Annotated in this window: 14 protein-coding genes; 5 read left to right on the top strand and 9 right to left on the bottom strand. The window is 70.7% G+C overall.

What is annotated here, in order from left to right; all coding sequences use genetic code 11:
• Window positions 1-40 precede the first annotated feature (40 nt).
• The 6 genes from AC0IW9_RS25985 to AC0IW9_RS25960 all read right to left on the bottom strand — a co-directional run bounded on the left by AC0IW9_RS25985 (window position 41) and on the right by AC0IW9_RS25960 (window position 7314).
• Window positions 41-595: an NADH-quinone oxidoreductase subunit B family protein gene (locus tag AC0IW9_RS25985; protein WP_471651201.1), complete on the bottom strand. Its 555-nt coding sequence runs from the start codon at window positions 593-595 to the stop codon at window positions 41-43.
• Window positions 595-2103, bottom strand: a complete 1509-nt coding sequence (locus AC0IW9_RS25980) for a hydrogenase large subunit (RefSeq protein WP_471651200.1) — start codon at window positions 2101-2103, stop codon at window positions 595-597. The genes AC0IW9_RS25985 and AC0IW9_RS25980 overlap by 1 nt, the downstream gene beginning before the upstream one ends.
• The gene (locus tag AC0IW9_RS25975) at window positions 2100-3545 is read right to left on the bottom strand and encodes a proton-conducting transporter transmembrane domain-containing protein (protein ID WP_471651199.1); all 1446 of its coding nucleotides are present in this window, start codon (window positions 3543-3545) and stop codon (window positions 2100-2102) included. Before AC0IW9_RS25975 ends, AC0IW9_RS25980 begins: the two co-directional genes overlap by 4 nt.
• A complete protein-coding gene (locus AC0IW9_RS25970) occupies window positions 3545-4213 on the bottom strand; it encodes a hydrogenase-4 component E (RefSeq protein WP_471651198.1) in 669 nt (222 codons plus the stop codon). Before AC0IW9_RS25970 ends, AC0IW9_RS25975 begins: the two co-directional genes overlap by 1 nt.
• Before the next feature lie 79 nt (window positions 4214-4292).
• Window positions 4293-5252: a respiratory chain complex I subunit 1 family protein gene (locus AC0IW9_RS25965; protein ID WP_471651197.1), complete on the bottom strand. Its 960-nt coding sequence runs from the start codon at window positions 5250-5252 to the stop codon at window positions 4293-4295.
• 1 nt (window position 5253) lies between these two features.
• Complete coding sequence (locus AC0IW9_RS25960) at window positions 5254-7314, bottom strand: proton-conducting transporter transmembrane domain-containing protein (protein ID WP_471651196.1); 2061 nt, start codon at window positions 7312-7314, stop codon at window positions 5254-5256.
• 224 nt (window positions 7315-7538) lie between these two features.
• Between AC0IW9_RS25960 and AC0IW9_RS25955 the strand changes: the two genes are divergently transcribed.
• The 4 genes from AC0IW9_RS25955 to AC0IW9_RS25940 all read left to right on the top strand — a co-directional run bounded on the left by AC0IW9_RS25955 (window position 7539) and on the right by AC0IW9_RS25940 (window position 11369).
• Entirely contained in the window at window positions 7539-8588 is a 1050-nt protein-coding gene (locus tag AC0IW9_RS25955; protein ID WP_471651195.1) for a TRAP transporter substrate-binding protein, read from the top strand.
• A gap of 16 nt (window positions 8589-8604) precedes the next feature.
• The gene (locus tag AC0IW9_RS25950; RefSeq protein WP_471651194.1) at window positions 8605-9153 is read left to right on the top strand and encodes a TRAP transporter small permease subunit; all 549 of its coding nucleotides are present in this window, start codon (window positions 8605-8607) and stop codon (window positions 9151-9153) included.
• 34 nt (window positions 9154-9187) lie between these two features.
• A complete protein-coding gene (locus AC0IW9_RS25945) occupies window positions 9188-10603 on the top strand; it encodes a TRAP transporter large permease (protein WP_471651193.1) in 1416 nt (471 codons plus the stop codon).
• A gap of 64 nt (window positions 10604-10667) precedes the next feature.
• A complete protein-coding gene (locus AC0IW9_RS25940) occupies window positions 10668-11369 on the top strand; it encodes a hypothetical protein (RefSeq protein ID WP_471651192.1) in 702 nt (233 codons plus the stop codon).
• A 61-nt stretch (window positions 11370-11430) separates the two neighbouring features.
• Here the strand turns inward: AC0IW9_RS25940 and AC0IW9_RS25935 are convergent, their stop codons facing one another.
• Both AC0IW9_RS25935 and AC0IW9_RS25930 read right to left on the bottom strand, forming a co-directional pair.
• Window positions 11431-12849: an amidase gene (locus AC0IW9_RS25935; protein ID WP_471651191.1), complete on the bottom strand. Its 1419-nt coding sequence runs from the start codon at window positions 12847-12849 to the stop codon at window positions 11431-11433.
• 41 nt (window positions 12850-12890) lie between these two features.
• Entirely contained in the window at window positions 12891-14993 is a 2103-nt protein-coding gene (locus tag AC0IW9_RS25930) for a 3-hydroxyacyl-CoA dehydrogenase NAD-binding domain-containing protein (RefSeq protein ID WP_471651190.1), read from the bottom strand.
• 135 nt (window positions 14994-15128) lie between these two features.
• Here AC0IW9_RS25930 and AC0IW9_RS25925 point away from each other — a divergent pair, with 135 nt between their 5' ends.
• On the top strand, window positions 15129-16370 hold the full coding sequence (locus tag AC0IW9_RS25925) for an ABC transporter substrate-binding protein (RefSeq protein WP_471651189.1): 1242 nt from the start codon (window positions 15129-15131) through the stop codon (window positions 16368-16370).
• A gap of 57 nt (window positions 16371-16427) precedes the next feature.
• Here AC0IW9_RS25925 and AC0IW9_RS25920 read toward each other — a convergent pair whose 3' ends face one another.
• Window positions 16428-17018: an NADPH-dependent FMN reductase gene (locus AC0IW9_RS25920; protein ID WP_471651188.1), complete on the bottom strand. Its 591-nt coding sequence runs from the start codon at window positions 17016-17018 to the stop codon at window positions 16428-16430.
• Window positions 17019-17022 lie beyond the last annotated feature (4 nt).

Here is a 17022-nt window from a genome sequence, read left to right as displayed (position 1 = left end):
GGCCGGCTGGATCACTCCGGCCGGCCCGCGTCTTTTTCATTCATGCCCGCCGCTTCGGCGCCGCCTGGGCCGCCAGCAGGGCCAGCAGCCCCTCCAGCAGTTGCACCGGTGCCGGCGGACAGCCAGGGATCAGCAGATCCACCTCGAGCGCCTCCGCCACCCCGCCCTCCACCGCATAGCCACCCTTGAAGACCCCGCCATCCACCGCGCAATCGCCGACCGCGACCACCCATTTCGGGTCGGGCGTGCAGGCCGCGGTGCGTTCCAGCGCCTCCCGCATGTTGCGGGTCAGCGGCCCGGTCACCAGCAGCACATCGGCATGGCGCGGGCTGGCGACGAAGCGCAGGCCGAATCGCTCCAGGTCATAGAGGACGTTGCCGAGCGCGTTGATCTCCAGTTCGCAGCCGTTGCAGGACCCGGCATCCACCTGGCGGATCGACAGGCTGCGGCCGAGCCGTCGCTGCGCCGCCTCCTCCAGCCGCTCGACCAGCGCCTGCACCACCGCCTCCGGCACCGGCGGCGCCGGCTCGGCCAGCGGCGGGCTGAACAGGCTGCGCGCCAGCCGGGGCCACATCAGCCGCTTCAAGGGCTGCATCACAGGTCCACCCCGCTGTAGGAACAGTTGAAGCTCTTGTTGCAGAGCGGGAAGTCGGCGACGATGTTGCCCTCGATCGCCGCCTCCAGCAGTGGCCATTGCAGCCAGGAGGGGTCGCGCGGGAAGACCGCCCGCAGCAGCCCGCCGTCGTCGAGCGCGACCCAGTGCAGGCACTCGCCGCGGAAGCCCTCGACCAGCCCCAGCCCCTCGCCGCCGCGGACCGGCAGCGGCACCGCCAGCGGCCCGGACGGCAGCGCCTCGAGCAAGCCGTCCAGCAGGCGCAGGCTCTCGCCGATCTCGGCCAGCCGCAGCCGCGCCCGGGCATCGACATCGCCCCGCGTCAGGACCGGCACCACGGGCGGCACCGCATAGGGGGCATAGCCCGGCACCCGCCGCGCATCGAAGCCACGGCCGGAGGCCCGGCCGACCGGCCCGCCCGCGGCGAAGCCCGCCGCCAGCGCCGGCGAGACCACCCCGGTCCCCACCACCCGGTCCTGCAGGCTGGCATGGCTTTCATAGACCGCGGCCAGCACCGGCAGCTCCGCCGCCACCGCGGCCAGCGCGGCCCGGATCGCCTCCGCCCCGCCCGGCCGCAGGTCCCCGGCCACCCCGCCGGGCACCACCTGGTCCATCATCAGCCGGTGCCCGAAGGCGGCCATGGCGGCGCGCAGCACGCCTTCCCGCAGCAGCCCGCAGCGGGCATGCGGCCAGGCGAAGGCGGCGTCGTTGCAGATGAAGCCCCAGTCGTTCAGGTGGTTGTGCAGCCGCTCCAGCTCCGCCATCACCCCGCGCAGCGCCAGCGCCCGGGGCGGCACCGCGACGGCCATCGCCGCCTCGACCGCCATGGCGAAGGCCCAGGCATGCGCCACGGTGCTGTCGCCCGACAGCCGCCCGGCCAGGCGGGCCGCGACCGGCACCGGCTTGCCCAGCATCAGCCCGATGATCCCCTTGTGCAGGTAGCCCAGCCGCGCCTCCAGCCGCACCACCGTCTCGCCCTGGACATGGAAGCGGAAATGCCCCGGCTCGATGATCCCGGCATGCACCGGCCCGACCGGGATCTGGTGCACCCCCTCGCCCTCCACCGTCAGGAACTCCGGCTGCGGCACCGGCATCCCATTGGCGGCCGGCGCCGCCGCCAGCGGCCCGGTCACCGGCCAGCGCCCATGGTCCAGCCAGGGGCGCAGGTCCACCGCCCCCTCGGCCACCAGGCCCCAAAGGTCGCGCACCATCCGCTCGAAGCGCACCGCCCCGGGCCGGGCCGGGGAGAGTGCCGGGTAGCGCCCCTCCGGCGCCGGGCAGGAGGCGATGAGGAAGGCGCCCTCCGCCTCCGCCAGGAAGGCCGCATGCACCATCGCCGGCTCCGCCCAGAGACCGAGCAGGGCCAGGTCCGGCGCCGCCGCCAGCGCCGCCGCCATGGCCGCCCATTGCTCGCGGTCCAGCAGGTGCCGCGGATGCGGCCGGCAATCCTGCGCCGCCCCGGCGCGGATGATGGCGAGGGCCTCGCTCATCCCGGGATCCTCGCCGCCGTGCCCAGCATCGCCGCCAGCGGCCCCGGCAGGGCAATGCCCAGCAGCATGGCCAGCACCAGGTGCAGCCAGATCGGGCCCAGGGTGAAGGCCCCGACCGAGGCTGCCCCCGCCCGGTCCGCCGCCGGCTCACCCAGGCAGAGCGCCTGCAGGATCCCCACCTTGGCCGTCGTCGCCACCAGCAGGCCGAGGCCGAGCGGCAGGATCAGCCAGGCATGCCGCCCGGCCACCTCCACCAGCAGCAGGAATTCGCTGGCGAACAAGGCGAAGGGCGGCAGCCCCGCCACCGCCGCGATGGCCAGCGCCAGCGCCCAGCCGAGCCCGGGATGGGAGGCGCAGAGCCCCCTGATATCCTCGATCTTCTGCGACCCGCGCAGCTGCACCGCCGCGCCGACGCCGAAGAAGACCGCCGACTTGCAAAGCGAATGCCCCAGCATATGCAGCAGCCCCGCCAGGTTCGCCGCCGGCCCGCCGAGCCCGAAGGCGATGGCCGCCAGCCCCATGTGCTCGATGCTGCTCCAGGCGAAGAAGCGCCGCGCATCCCGCCGCCGCCACAAGGCGAAACCGGCCAGCAGCAGGGAGGCGAGGCCGAGCGCCAGCAGGAAGCGCCCCGGCGCCACCGCCCCCGCATGCGCGCCGACGATGGCCTTGGCCCGCAGCACCGCATGCAGCGCCGCATTCAGCAGCAGGCCGGACAGCACGGCGGAAATGGCGATCGGCCCCTCGGCCTCGGCATCCGGCAGCCAGGAATGCAGCGGCACCAGCCCGGCCTTGGTGCCGTAGCCCACCAGCAGGAAGACGAAGGCGAGGTTCAGCACGCCGGGATCCGCCCGCTCCGCCAGGCCGCGCAGCACCGTCCAGGACAGCCCGCTGTCGCCATGCCCGACCAGGGGCTGCGCCGCGAGATACAGGATGATGGTACCGAGCAGCGCCAGGGTGATGCCGACGCCGCAGAGGATGAAGAGCTTCCACGCCGCCTCGATCGCCGGCGGCGTGCCATGCACCGCGACCATCAGCACGCTGGCCATGGTGGCGATCTCGATCGCCACCCACATCACCCCCATGTTGTCGGCGAGCAGAGCCAGCGCCTGCGCCCCCATGAAGACCTGGAAGGCAACGTGATAGGCGCGCAGCCGCAGCGCATCGAATTGCTCGGCCGCGACGGCGCCGCAGGAATAGACCGCGGTGGTCAGGCCGATGACGAAGGAGAGCACGACCAGCGGCGTGTTCAGCGCATCCACATGGGTCCAGCCCTGGGTGCCGCCGGGATGGAACAGCAGGCCGAGTGCCAGCAGCAGCGAGGCGCCGGAGACGCCGATATTGGCCAGCGCCGCCCGCCGCTCATCCGGCACGAAGGCCAGCACCAGCGCCCCCAGCCAGGGCAGGAAGACCACCGCCCAGGGCAGATGGAATTCGAAGGGCATCACCGCCCCTCCCCGCGATGCGGGTCGAGGAGCGAGACATCGACGCTGTCGAAGCGGCCGCGGATCTGGAAGACGAAGACCCCGGCGACCACCAGCACCACCATCACCAGCGCCGCGGTCGAGAGCTCCACCACCAGCGGCATGCCCGCCACGCCGACGGCGGCGAGGATGAGCCCGTTCTCCATGCTCATCAGCCCGACCACCTGCAGGATGGCGTTGCGCCGGGTGATCATCATCAGCATCCCGAGCAGCACGACCGAGAGCGCGAGCGCCAGATCCTCCCGCGCGATGGCCCGCGCGCCCGTGGTGATCGGCAGCACCACCAGGATCGCCAGCGCCACCAGCGCGACGCCGGCGATGAGGCTGGGCCCGACGCCCATGGCGGTATCCACGGTGCGGTCGAGGTCGAGCCGGCGGATCAGCACCCGCAGCGCGAGGGGGATCAGCACCGCCTTGGCGGCGAAGGCGATCAGCGCGGTGAGGTAGAGCTGCGGCGCCGCCTGCATCATCCCCTGCCAGCCGGCGGCGCAGGCGAGGATGGCGCCCTGGACGGCGAGCGCATTGATCACCGCCGCGACCCGCCGCTGATAGAGCAGCATGAAGGACAGCAGCAGCATCCCGCCGCCGAACAGGTGCGCCACGTCGTAGGGAAGCTGGCCGAAGCTCATGGACCGGGCGCCCCTCCGGACTCACGAAAACCGATGCGGGGCTTGGGGGGAATACGGTCTCCCCGACCTTCGCTTCCCATCACGCCAACCCCGTCGAGATGAACAGCAGCGCCGCCGCCAGCAGTGCCAGCAGCAGCGCCGCGCCGAGGAATTCCGGCACCCGGAAGACCCGCATCTTGGCGATCGCGCTCTCGAATGCCGCCAGCGCGAGACACAGCAGGCCCATCTTCGCCAGCCAGGCCAGCAGCCCGACGACCCAGGCGAGCGGCCCCGCCCCCGCATGCGCCGCGCCGAAGGGCACGAAGATCGCCGAGAGCAGCGCCAGCCACAGCGTCAGCTTCAGCGCCGCCTGATACTCCCAGAGCGCCAGATGCCGGCCGGAGCTTTCCAGCAGCATCGCCTCATGCACCATGGTCAGCTCCAGATGCGTCGCCGGGTTGTCCACCGGAATGCGGGCATTCTCGGCGACCGCGACCGCCAGCATGGCGACGGCGGCCAGCGCGAGGGAGACGCGCAGCCCCAGCCCGCCGTCGCGGAAGGTGGCAGCGATCAGGTCGAGGTTGGTGGTCCCGGCCAGGATGGCGAAGGTCAGCACGCACAGCAGCAGCGCCGGCTCGGCGAAGACGGAAAAGCTCATCTCCCGCGCCGCGCCGAGCCCGCCGAAGGCGGTGCCGACATCCATCCCCGCCAGGGCGAGGGCCATCCGCGCCAGCGCCAGCAGCCCCGCCAGCAGGATCAGGTCGCCGACCGGCGCCAGCACCATGCCGCGGGCGAAGCTGGGGACGCAGGCGATGGCGACCAGGGTGGCGGCGAAGCCCACATAGGGCGCCACCTCCGAGACCAGCGAGGCATTCTCCGCCAGCACCGGCCGTTTGCGCAGCAGCTTCACCAGATCCCAGGCCGGCTGCAGCGGCGAGGCCCCGCGCCGCCCCAGCATCCGCGCCTTCAGCCAGCGCACCACGCCGACGACCAGCGGCGCCGCCGCCAGCATCAGGGCGAGGTGCAGCGCCTGCGCCAGGATCGCCCCGAAGGCCAGCACCTCAGCGCGCCTCCAGCCAGGCGAGCAGCGCCAGCAGCCCGACCAGGGCGGCGAAGCTGAGCGACAGGCAGCCGCGGATCGTCAGGTCGCGCAGCCGCTCCGCCCAGGCGGCGATGCCGTCCCGCGCCCGGGCCAGCGGCGCCAGCAGCAGGCGCTCCGACGGGTCGGCGACATGCGCCGCATAGGCGCCGGCCCGCGGGTCGCCCGGCGACCGCATCAGCACCACCTCTCGTGCGCCGAGCAGGGAGGTGCCCAGCATCCGCCGCAGCGGCTGGGCCATCCCGCCGGCGCCCGGCTGGCTGATCGGGTCGCCGAAGGGCAGCCAGGGCGGCGGGTCGATGAAACCGCAATTCCAGACCGGGCCGCGCCGGGTCGCCCCGGTCGAGCGCCGCCGCACCAGGAACCAGACCCCGACCAGCGTTACCACCAGCAGCAGCGCCACCGCCAGCGGCAGGTAGACCGAGGCGCCCTCCCCCGTCGCCAGCCCCCAGCCCGGTGCCAGGCTCCGCCCCGGCACCGCCGCCGCGACCGGCCCGGCCAGCACCCGGATCGCCGGCGCCGCGAGATCGAGCGCCACCCCGGGGAACAGCCCCAGCAGCACCGTCAGTGCGGCCGGCAGCAGCAGCGCCGCGCGCTCGAGCCGCGAGACCTCCCGCGCCCCGGCCGCGCGCGGGCTGCGCGTGCGGCCGAGGAAGACCAGCCCGAAGAAGCGCAGCATCGCCGCCGCCGCCAGCGCCGCGGCCATGGCGACCAGCGCGGTCGCCGCGGCGGCGACCACCTGGAAGGCGATGTCGCTGACCCGCCAGCCCGCCAGCAGGGATTGCAGCAGCAGCCATTCGCTGGCGAAGCCCGAGAGCGGCGGCAGCGAGGCGGCGGCCGCCATCCCGACCAGCGCCGCCAGCGCCGTCACCGGCATGGCATGGATCAGCCCGCCCAGCCGGTCCAGCCGCCGGCTGCCGGCCGCATGCGCCACCGCCCCGGCGGCGAGGAAGAGCAGCGTCTTGAAGATGCCGTGGCCCAGGGCATGCAGCAGCGCCGCCCCCGCAGCCAGCGCCGCCAGCGGCCCGAGGTCCGCGCCACGGAAGGCCAGCACCAGCCCCAGCGCCACGGTGATGAAGCCGATGTTCTCGATGGTCGAGCAGGCCAGCAGGGTCTTGGCATCGCCCTCGAGATTGGCCCTGAGCGCCCCGAACAGGGCGGAACAGGCGCCGAGTGCCAGCAGCGGCACCCCCCACCAGCCCGGCTGCAGCGGACCGCAGAGGTCGAGCAGCAGCCGCGCCAGCACATAGAGCGCAACCTTGGTCATCGCCCCCGACATCAGCGCCGAGACATGGCTCGGGGCCGCCGGATGCGCCAGCGGCAGCCAGGCATGCAGCGGCACCAGCCCCGCCTTGGCCCCCGCCCCGGCCAGCGCCAAGGTCAGCACCGCGGCCGCCCGCCAGCCCTCCGGCGGCGCCGCGCGGATCGCCGCGAAGTCCAGCCCCCCCGCAGGACCGGCCAGCAGGCCGAAGGCCGGGACGAGGCAGGCCCCGGCCAGCGCCGCGAACATCAGATAGAGCCGCGCCGCCGCCCGGTTCTCCGCCTCGGCATGGTCCGCGGCCACCAGCGCCCAGGAGGCCAGCGACATCGCCTCGAAGCCCAGCAGCAGGGTGAAGCCATCGGCCGCCACCAGGCAGAGCGCCATCCCGGCGATGAAGAGCGGAAAGGGCGGCAGCGTCCGCGCCGGGCCGGGCGGCGCGCCGAGCGCATAGAGCGAGGCGCAGGCGCCGGAGAGGCCGAGCAGCAGCAGGAACCAGGCCGAAAGCCCGTCCAGCGCCACCACCGCGGCACTCTCCCGCCCGGCCCAGGGCGGGCCGAAGGGCAGCACCATCGCGGTCTCCGGCAGGCCGAGCGCCAGCCCGGCGAGGGCCAGCCCGGCGAGCCCGAGGCTGATGCCGAGGCAGCCGCCATGCACCGCCAGCCCCGCCCGCCGGTCCTGTCCCTGGTCCAGCGCGACCAGGGCCACCGCCGCCAGCGCCAGCAGGCCCAGCAGGCCGATCCCGAGGAGGATGCCCGTCAGCACGGGTGGAGTCTCATGGCTTGCACCCGGCCAGTGTGCCCGCACTCGCGAGCGACGCGAAGAGCCAGCCGGGGGTCATCATGGCAAAACACTCACTTAACAACCGTGCAATGAGGCTATAGGGAAGCGACAAGCGCCGAAGGCGCATGGGGCGAATTGTTCGGGGACCAGAATCAATGGATCGTCGTGGGTTGTTTGCCGGGGCCGCTGCGGCCGGCACCCTTGCCTTGTCCACGCCCGCCCTCGCCCAGGGCGCCATGCCCGAGATCCGCTGGCGCTGCGCCTCCTCCTTCCCCAAGTCGCTCGACACCATCTATGGCGCCGGCGAGCATGTCGGGAAGCGGGTCGCGGCGCTGACCGACGGGAAGTTCCAGATCCGCACCTTCGCCGCCGGCGAGCTGGTGCCCGGCCTCGCCGTGGCCGATGCGGTACAGACCGGCACGGTCGATTGCGCCCATACCGCCAGCTACTACTTCGTCGGCAAGGACCCGACCTTCGCCTTCGACGGCGCCGTCCCCTTCGGCCTCAACATGCGCCAGAACAACGCCTGGCTGCAGGCCGGCGGCGGCCGCGAGATCCTCAAGGAATTCTTCGACGGCTACAACATGGTCTCCCTGCCCGCCGGCAATACCGGGGCGCAGATGGGCGGCTGGTTCCGCCGCGAGATCAAGACGGTCGAGGACCTGCGCGGGCTGAAGTTCCGGGTCGGCGGCTTCGCCGGCAACGTGCTGCAGAAGCTCGGCGTGGTGCCGCAGCAGATCGCCGGCGGCGACATCTACCCGGCGCTGGAGAAGGGCACCATCGACGCCGCCGAGTGGATCGGCCCCTATGACGACGAGAAGCTCGGCTTCAACCGCGTCGCCCCCTTCTACTACTATCCCGGCTGGTGGGAGGGCTCGCTGAACCTGTCCTTCTACGTCAGCAAGGCGAAGTACGAGGAGCTGCCGCAGCTCTACAAGGACGTGCTCGAATCCGCCTGCCGCGACAGCACGATCGAGACCATGGCCAAGTACGACGTGCAGAACCCGACGGCGCTGCGCCGCCTGGTCGCCGCCGGCACCCAGCTCCGCCCCTTCCCGCGGGAGGTGATGCAGGCCTGCTACAAGGCGGCCTTCGAGCTGTATGACGAGACCGCGGCGAAGAACCCCACCTTCAAGAAGGTCTACGACCACTGGCGCGCCTTCCGCGACAGCCAGTACCAGTGGTTCCGCGTCGCCGAGAGCGGCTTCGACAATTTCGGCTACTTCATGCACGCCCAGGAACAGCAGCGGCGCTGACGGAGACACCCCCCACATGGGTCCCTTGATGGCCTTCAGCCGCGGCGTGGACCGGCTGAATACCGGCGTCGGCAAGCTGGCGGACTGGGCGGTGCTGCTGTCCTGCGCCATCAGCGCCGGCAATGCCTTCGTCCGCTACGGCATCTCCTACAGCTCGAATGCCTGGCTGGAGGTGCAGTGGTACCTCTTCGGCGCCATCGTCATGCTCGGCGCCTCCTATACCCTGTTCCGCAACGAGCACGTCCGGGTCGACATTCTCTACAGCAACGTCTCCCGCCGGACGCAGCTCTGGATCGACGTCTTCGGCTTCATCTTCTTCATGCTGCCGGCGGTGCTGCTGCTGGCCTGGATGACCTGGCCCTTCTTCCTCGACAGCTGGACCCGCGTCGAGGGCAGCCCCAATGCCGGCGGCCTGCTGCGCTGGCCGGTGAAGATCCTGCTGCCCATCGGCTTCGTGCTGCTCTCGCTGCAGGGCTTCTCCGAGCTCATCAAGCGCATCGCGCTGCTGCGCGGCATCCAGCCCGCCGCCGAGGTGGTGGTCGAATACCACCGCCCCGAGCAATGACCCCTCCCGCCTTCGGCCAGGACGCCCCGCCCCAATGACGATCGACATGGACGTGATGGCGCCGCTGATGTTCGGCGGCCTGGTCGTCTTCCTCATCCTCGGCTTCCCCGTCGCCTTCAGCCTTTCCGCGGTGGGGCTGTTCTTCGGCTTCATCTCGATCGAGCTGGGCTTCTTCACTTCGGCCTATCTCGGCAACCTGCCGCTGCGGGTCTTCGGGATCGTGCAGAACGACCTGCTGCTCTCGATCCCCTTCTTCACCCTGATGGGCGCCATCCTCGAACGCTGCGGGCTGGCGGAGGACCTGCTGGAGGGCACCGGGCAGCTGTTCGGCAAGGTGCCGGGCGGCCTCGCCTATGCCGTCATCATCGTCGGCGCCATCCTCGGCGCCATCACCGGGACCGTCGCGGCCAGCGTGATCGCCATGGGCATGATCAGCCTGCCGATCATGATGAAATACGGCTACGACATGCGGATCGCGACGGGCGTCATCGCCGCGTCGGGCACCATCACCCAGGTGATCCCGCCCTCGCTGGTGCTGATCGTGCTCGGCGACCAGCTCGGCAAGTCGGTCGGCGACATGTATGCCGGCGCCATCGGCCCCAGCATCCTGCAGGTGCTGCTCTTCATCCTGTTCATCGTCGGCGTCAGCATCTTCGCCCCGCACAAGGTCCCGGCCCTGCCGGACGAGGCGCTGGGCAGCCGCGGCTGGCCGCTGATCTGGCGCGTCACCAAGGGCATGGTGCCCTGCGTCGTGCTGATCTTCCTGGTGCTCGGCACCATCTTCATGGGCCTCGCCACGCCGACCGAGGCCGGCGCCATGGGCGCCATGGGCGCCATCGTCCTGGCCTGGATGAACGGCCGCTTCACCTGGGTGCTGCTGCGCCAGGCGATGGAGAACACCATGCGGATCACCGCCATGGTGATCTTCATCCTGATCGGCGCGACGGTGTTCAGCCTGGTCTTCCAGGGCGTCGACGGCAGCCTGTGGATCGAGCACATGCTGGCGAAGCTGCCGGGCGGGCCGACCGGCTTCCTGATCTTCAGCCAGGTCTTCATCTTCTTCCTGGCCTTCTTCCTCGACTTCTTCGAGATCGCCTTCATCATCATCCCGCTGCTGGCGCCCATCGCCGCCAAGCTCGGCATCGATCTCGTGTGGTTCGGCGTGCTGATCTGCGTGAACATGCAGACCAGCTTCATGCACCCGCCCTTCGGCTTCGCGCTGTTCTACCTGCGCGGCATCGCCCCGAAGGAGGTCAAGAGCAGCGACATCTACTGGGGTGCCATCCCCTGGGTGGCCCTGCAACTCATCCTCGTCGCCATCGTCATCTTCTGGCCCGCGAGCGTGACCTACTGGCTGGACAAGGGGACGGGGGTGGACCCGAGCACGGTGCGGATCGAGGTGCCGCTGCCGGACCTGCCGGAGGATGATGCGCCGCCGGTGTTCCGGTAGGGGGCCATGACGGCACGGTGCGAATGCCGATAGGTCGTATCGGCCGCTTCGGAGCGAGGTGGAGATGGCCAACGACTTTTGTGAGCCCGGAACGCCTGGCTACCCGAAATGGACAGCAGTCGATGCGATACTTTGGAAGCTAAAATATTTCGCATCCGGCAAGAACACCCTGCTTTTCCGTTACAAGGACGCCTGGATTATCTACAACAGGGATCGGATCGCCACGGCGGCGACGCGGCATCACATACCCAAGATACTCCTGGCAAGTATCGCGTGGAGCGAAGCTGGCGGCATGCCGGATGGTATCGACATCATTGCCTTTCCAGTCCGCTCATTGCTCTGGAACGACAAATGGTGGTTCGGGCATCCGCCGAAAGCCGGCAAGCCGCCGATCAAGACATCCTTCGGGGCGATCAGCATGCAGGTCAGCGTTGCCGTGGGCGAGATGGGCCTGAAAGCCGATGAGCTGTCTGCGCGGGAGTGGGAGGACATCATCTCTTGTCTTGAAACCAACAGCTTCAATATAGAAATCGTCGCGAAGCACCTCAGAGGTCTTATCCAGCACGATTTCCCCAGTATCGACAGTAAAAATCTGACCGACGATCAGTTTGTCATTGCTGCGTCCCGATACAATCGCGGCACCGCCCGAAAACTCGAAGACTACGTGAATTCCCTGCATGCCCCGAAGGGGTCGCCGGAACGCAGCTATACCGAATACGGAAGGGCGGCCCTGAAGCATCGGGACCACGTCCGCTCCCTCCTCTAGAATGTGGTTGTCCGAGGCGGATGCGCCGCAAGGCGCGAATCACACCATGGCCTCGCGGCCCCTACCGCGGCGCCACCGGCGTCGCCATCGGACAGGCCGCCTCCACCACCTCCGCCGCCTCCAGCGCCAGATCCTCCCGCCAGCGCGGCGCGATGATCTGCACCCCCATCGGCAGCCCCTCCCCGGTCAGCCCGGTCGGCACGGAGACGCTCGGCAGCCCCAGCAGCGGCGTCGCCAGCAGCGCCTGCTGCGCCCGGTAGACCGCATCGAAGCCCTGCTGCCCCGCCACATCCAGCCCCTGCGGAAACGGCGGCTCGGCCGAGACGGGGCAGAGCACCAGCGGCCAGTCCTGCTGGAACACCGCCCATTTTCGCTGATGCGTGGTCCGCCGCGCCGCCAGCGTCATGTAGCCTTCCGTGTCGAGCGGCGGGCAATGCGCCAGCATGAAGCGATAGGTCTCCCGCGCCCCGTCATCGGCGAGATCGGCGAAGGCCTCCGCCATGAATCGCCCGGCCTCGCCATGGGCGAAGGCATCCCAGTCCCGCGCCACCGCGGCGAAATCCGGCGGCGCCCGTTCCTCCACCGCATAGCCGGCGGCGGCCAGGATCCGCCCGGCCCGCTGCACCGCCTCGGCCACCGCCGGATGCACGCCGGTGCCCGCCGGATCCACCGATAGCGCCACCCGGATCGGCCGCTTCGGCCGGCTGCCCTCCAGCGGCGCCGGCATCCACCAGGGGTCCCGCGTATCGCCCCGCGCCATGGCCGCCAGCGCCAGCCGCAGGTCCGCCACCCGCCGGGCCAGCGGCCCCTGCGTCGACATGAGCTGCCCGGCCAGCCCGCGCTCCGCCACCATGCTTGGATTAAAGGCGGGCACTCGGCCGAAGCTCGGCCGCAGCCCGGCGATGCCGCAGGCATAGGCCGGGTAGCGCACGGACCCGCCGAGGTCGTTGCCATGCGCGATCGGGCCGATCCCCGCCGCCACGGCCGCCGCCGCCCCGCCCGAGGACCCGCCCGGCGTATGTTCCGCGCTCCAGGGATTCAGGGTCCGGCCATGCAGCCCATTCTCGGTGAACCAGCGCATCGACAGCGCCGGGGTATTGGTCCGGCCGATGAGGATGGCGCCCGCCGCCCGCAGGTTCGCCACCACCGCACTATCCTCGGCGGCGACGGCATCCTTCAGCGGCACGCAGCCGTTGCTGTTCGGCACGCCTTTCTGGTCGACGTTGATCTTGGTCGTCACCGGCACGCCATGCAGCGGCCCGGTGGCCCCGCCGCGGGCCAGCACCGCATCGGCGGCGGCCGCGGCGGCCATCGCTTCCGCCTCCAGCACCAGCACCACGGCATTGATCGCCGGATTGACCGCGGCGCAGCGGTCGAGCACCGCCCGCGTCGCCTCGGCCGCCGAGACCGCCCGCAGCCGGATCGCCCGGGCCAGGTCGACGGCGTCCCAGCGCCAGAGCTCGGGGGGCAGGTGCTGCATCGGGGGCTCCTTCCGGCAATCCCCCGAGGCTAGAAGCGCCCTCAGCCCCCGTCCAGGCGCGGCGACTTCGCCTCCCGCAGCAGCCCGTCCTGCTCGGCGATCCGCTGCAGCAGCGCGCTCGGCCGCCAGCGGTCGCCGTAGCGCTGATGCCAGGCGGCGATCTGGTTGTAGATCGCCCGCGCGCCGATCCCATCCGCCCAGAACATCAGCCCGCCGCGATAACGCGGGAAGCCGAAGCCGTTGAGCCACATGACATCCATGTCGCTGGCCCGCAGCGACTTGTCCTCCTCGATGATCTTGCAGACCTCGTTGACCGAGGCGAACAGCAGCCGGTGCAGCACCTCCTCATCGGTGAAGGCGCGCTGCGCGATGCCCTGCTCGGCGGCGACCTCGCGGATCAGCCGGTGCACCTCGGGGTCCACCCGCGGGGTGCGGTCGCCCGGCTCGTAGCGATACCAGCCGGCGCCGGTCTTCTGCCCCTTACGCCCGGCCTCCACCAGCCGGTCGGGGACCGGCAGCATGCGGTAGTCCGGATTCTCCGCCAGCCGCCGGCGCCGCGTCAGGTAGCTGACGTCGAGGCCCGACATGTCGTTCACCGCGAAGGGCCCCATGGGGTAGCCGAAATCGACCATGACCTTGTCGATCTGCTCTGGCAGGGCGCCTTCCTCCACCATCAGGTTCTGTTCCATGGTGAAGCCGATGCGGCTGCGGTTGGCGGCGAAGCCGTCGCAATTCCCCGCATAGGCGCTGATCTTGCCGATGGTCCGGCCGAGCTTCATCGCCGTCGCCAGCACGGTCGGCGAGGTCCGCGGCCCCTCCACCACCTCCAGCAGCTTCATCACATTGGCCGGGGCGAAGTAATGCGCCCCCGCCACCATCTCGGGCCGCTTCGTCGCGCCGGCGATCTTGTCGATGTCGATCGCCGAGGTATTGGTCAGCAGGATCGCCTGCGGCTGCATCACCCGGTCCAGCTCGGCGAAGACCGCCTGCTTCACGTCGAGCTGCTCGAAAACCGCCTCGATCACCACGTCGCACTCGGCGATCGCCTCGTAGGTCTCGACCGGCTCGATCAGCGGCAGCCGCTGGTCCATCTGCGCCTGGGTCAGGCTGCCGCGCTTCACGCTGACGGCGTAGTTGTCGCGGATGCGCGCCACGCCCTTCGCCAGCCCCTCGGGCGAGGCGTCCAGCAGCTTCACCGGGATGCCGGCATCGGCGAAGCCCATGGCGATGCCGCCGCCCATGGTCCCGGCGCCCACCACCGCCGCGCTGCGGATCTCCGGCAGCGGCAGGTCCTTCGGCAGGAAGGGGATGCGCGCCACCTCGCGCTCGGCGAAGAAGGCATAGCGCAGGGCGCGGGCCTCGTCCGAGTTCTCCAGCTCGCCGAAGAGCCGCTTCTCCACCGCCATCCCCTCGGCGAAGGGCAGGGTCGCCGCCGCCTCCACCGCCGCGATGCAGTGATAGGGCGCCTGCTGGTTGCGGGCGCGCCGGGCGATGGATTTCCGCATCGTCTCGAAGAGTCCCGGCTCGGCGGTCGCCGGCGGCATGGCGCTGATCCGCCGCATCGGCTTGCCGACAACGGATTTGGCGAAGGCGATCGCCTCGGCCCGCAGGTCGCCCTCCACCAGCGCATCCAGGATGCCGAGCGAGAGCGCCTCCGGCGCCGGCACGTGCCGGCCGCTGACGATCATCTCGAGCGCCGGCTTCGCCCCGATCAGCCGCGGCAGCCGCTGCGTGCCGCCGCCGCCCGGCAGGATGCCGATCAGCACTTCCGGCAGCCCGACCTTGGCGCTGGCCACCGCGATCCGCCACTGGCAGCAGAGCGCATTCTCGAGCCCGCCGCCCAGCGCATAGCCATGGATCGCGGCCACCACCGGCTTGGTGCTGGCATCCAGCGCATCGTAGCTCCGCCGGGGCGAGGCCGGCCGCGGCTTGCCGAAGCGCCTGATATCCGCCCCCGCGATGAAGCTGCGCCCGGCGCCGATCAGCACCATCGCCCGCACCGCGGGGTCCGCCTCGCCCTGGTCCACCGCGGCGACGATCCCATCCGAGACGCCGGGTCCCAGCGCATTCACCGGCGGATAATCGACGGTGATCACCCCGATGCCATCCACCACCTCGAACCGCACGACGGCTGCTTCGGCCATGGTTTCCTCCTCCTGCTTTGCGGCCAGCATCCGCCAGCCGCGCCGCCCCGGCAATCCACCCTCCCACTGGAGACAGCACCCCGAAACGATGTAGCCTGCCGGCCAAGCGGCAGTCCAAGCCGCCGGGAGGACATCATGACCACGTCACGCCGCAGCCTGCTCCAGGCCGGAGCCGCCACCACCGCCGCCGCCCTGGGCGGCCTGCCCTACCGTAGCGCCCGCGCCCAGGCCGCCAATACCCTGAAGATCGCGCTGCTCTGCGACTTCTCCGGCACCTACCGCGACGTCACCGGCCCGACCGAGCTCGCCTGCATCCGCCAGGCCGCCGCCGAGTTCAGCAACCGCGGCTTCAACGTCGAGGTGGTCTTCGCCGACAACCAGAACCGCCCCGACGTCGGCTCCAACGTCACCCGGCAGTGGATCGACCGCGACGGCGTCGACGTCATCGTCGACGGCGGCGCCTCCTCCGTCGCGCTGGCGGCGAACGACGTGGTGCGGGAGAAGAACAAGGTCTTCCTCAACACCTCCTCGGCAACCTCCGATCTCACCGGCTCCAAGTGCACGCCCAATACCGTGCACTGGACCTACGATACCTGGATGCTGGCGAAATCGACCGGCGGCGCCACGGTGCGGGCGGGCGGCAACAGCTGGTACTTCATCACCGCCGACTACGCCTTCGGCCATGCGCTGGAACGCGACACCAGCCAGTTTGTGAAGGCGGCCGGCGGCACCGTGCTCGGCGGCGCCCGCACCCCCTTCCCCGGCACCTCGGACTTCTCCTCCTTCCTGGTGCAGGCCATGGCGGCGAAGCCTAAGGTCATCGGCCTGGCCAATGCCGGCTCGGATACCGTCAACTGCATCAAGCAGGCCGCTGAATTCGGCCTCAGCCGCCGCGGCATCAAGCTCGCCTCGCTGCTGATGTTCCTGCCCGACGTCCATGCCCTCGGGCTGCAGACCGCCCAGGGGCTGATCTGCACCGAGACCTTCTACTGGGACCTCAACGACCGCACCCGCGCCTTCTCCGCCAAGGTGCGCCCGAACATCGGCAACAACGCGCTCTGCATGAACCACGCCGGCGGCTATGCCGCGGTGCTGCACTACCTGAAGGTCGCCGCCGAGATGGGCGTCCCCGCCGCCAAGGCGAACGGCGCCGAGACCGTCGCCCGGATGAAGGCCATGCCCTGCGACGACGACTGCTTCGGCCCCGGCACCATCCGGGCCGATGGCCGCAAGCTGCACCCGGCCTACCTCTTCGAGGTGAAGAAGCCGGAGGAAAGCCGCGGCGCCTTCGACTACTACAAGCTGCTGCAGACGACCGACAGCGAGCAGGCCTTCCGGCCGCTGGCCGAGGGCGGTTGCGCCTTCGTCAGAAGCTGAAAGAAGTAAGGCCGGGGAGAAGGTATTCTCCCCGGACCCCTCATCTATTTCTCAGAGTCAGTAGGGCGGGGCGCGCTCGGCGCGCTGCGCCTTCGCGGCATCGGCCCACCATGCGAGATCCTCGGCGAAGCGCGAAAAGGACTTCGCCAGGGCCTTGCCGCCCTCGCCGGTCGGCATCCCCGCCTCGTCCAGCGTCGCGGCGATCGGCCCGGCCATCACCGTGCTGGAGACCACCACCATCCCCATCTCGGACAGCGTGCCATGCCAGGCGAGATTGCCCCTGACGCCGGAGAGCCGCCCGGCGGAATAGCTGGCGATCGCCGCCGGCCGCCAGAACCACTCCTCGAGGAAATGGTCGGTCAGGTTCTTCAGCCCCGGCTGCACCCCCCAATTGTACTCGCCGGTGACGAAGACGAAGGCATCCGCCGCGCGGATCTTCCCCGCCAGCGCCTCCATCGCCGCCGGCGCCGTACCCTTCGGGTATTCCTTGTACATGCGGTCGAGCATCGGCAGGCCGACGGCCTTGGCATCGATCAGCTCGGCCGCATCCCCCCGCGCCACGAATTCGCGCACCAGGTAATTCGCCAGCCGGATGCCGGTGCGGTCCGCGCGGTAGGAGCCGTAGAAAACCAGGATCGATCGCGCCATGCTG

It is taken from the genome of Belnapia sp. AC561, assembly GCF_979252845.1.
The sequence above is the reverse complement of the archived record's forward strand: the minus strand, read 5'-3'. Positions and strand labels throughout refer to the sequence as shown.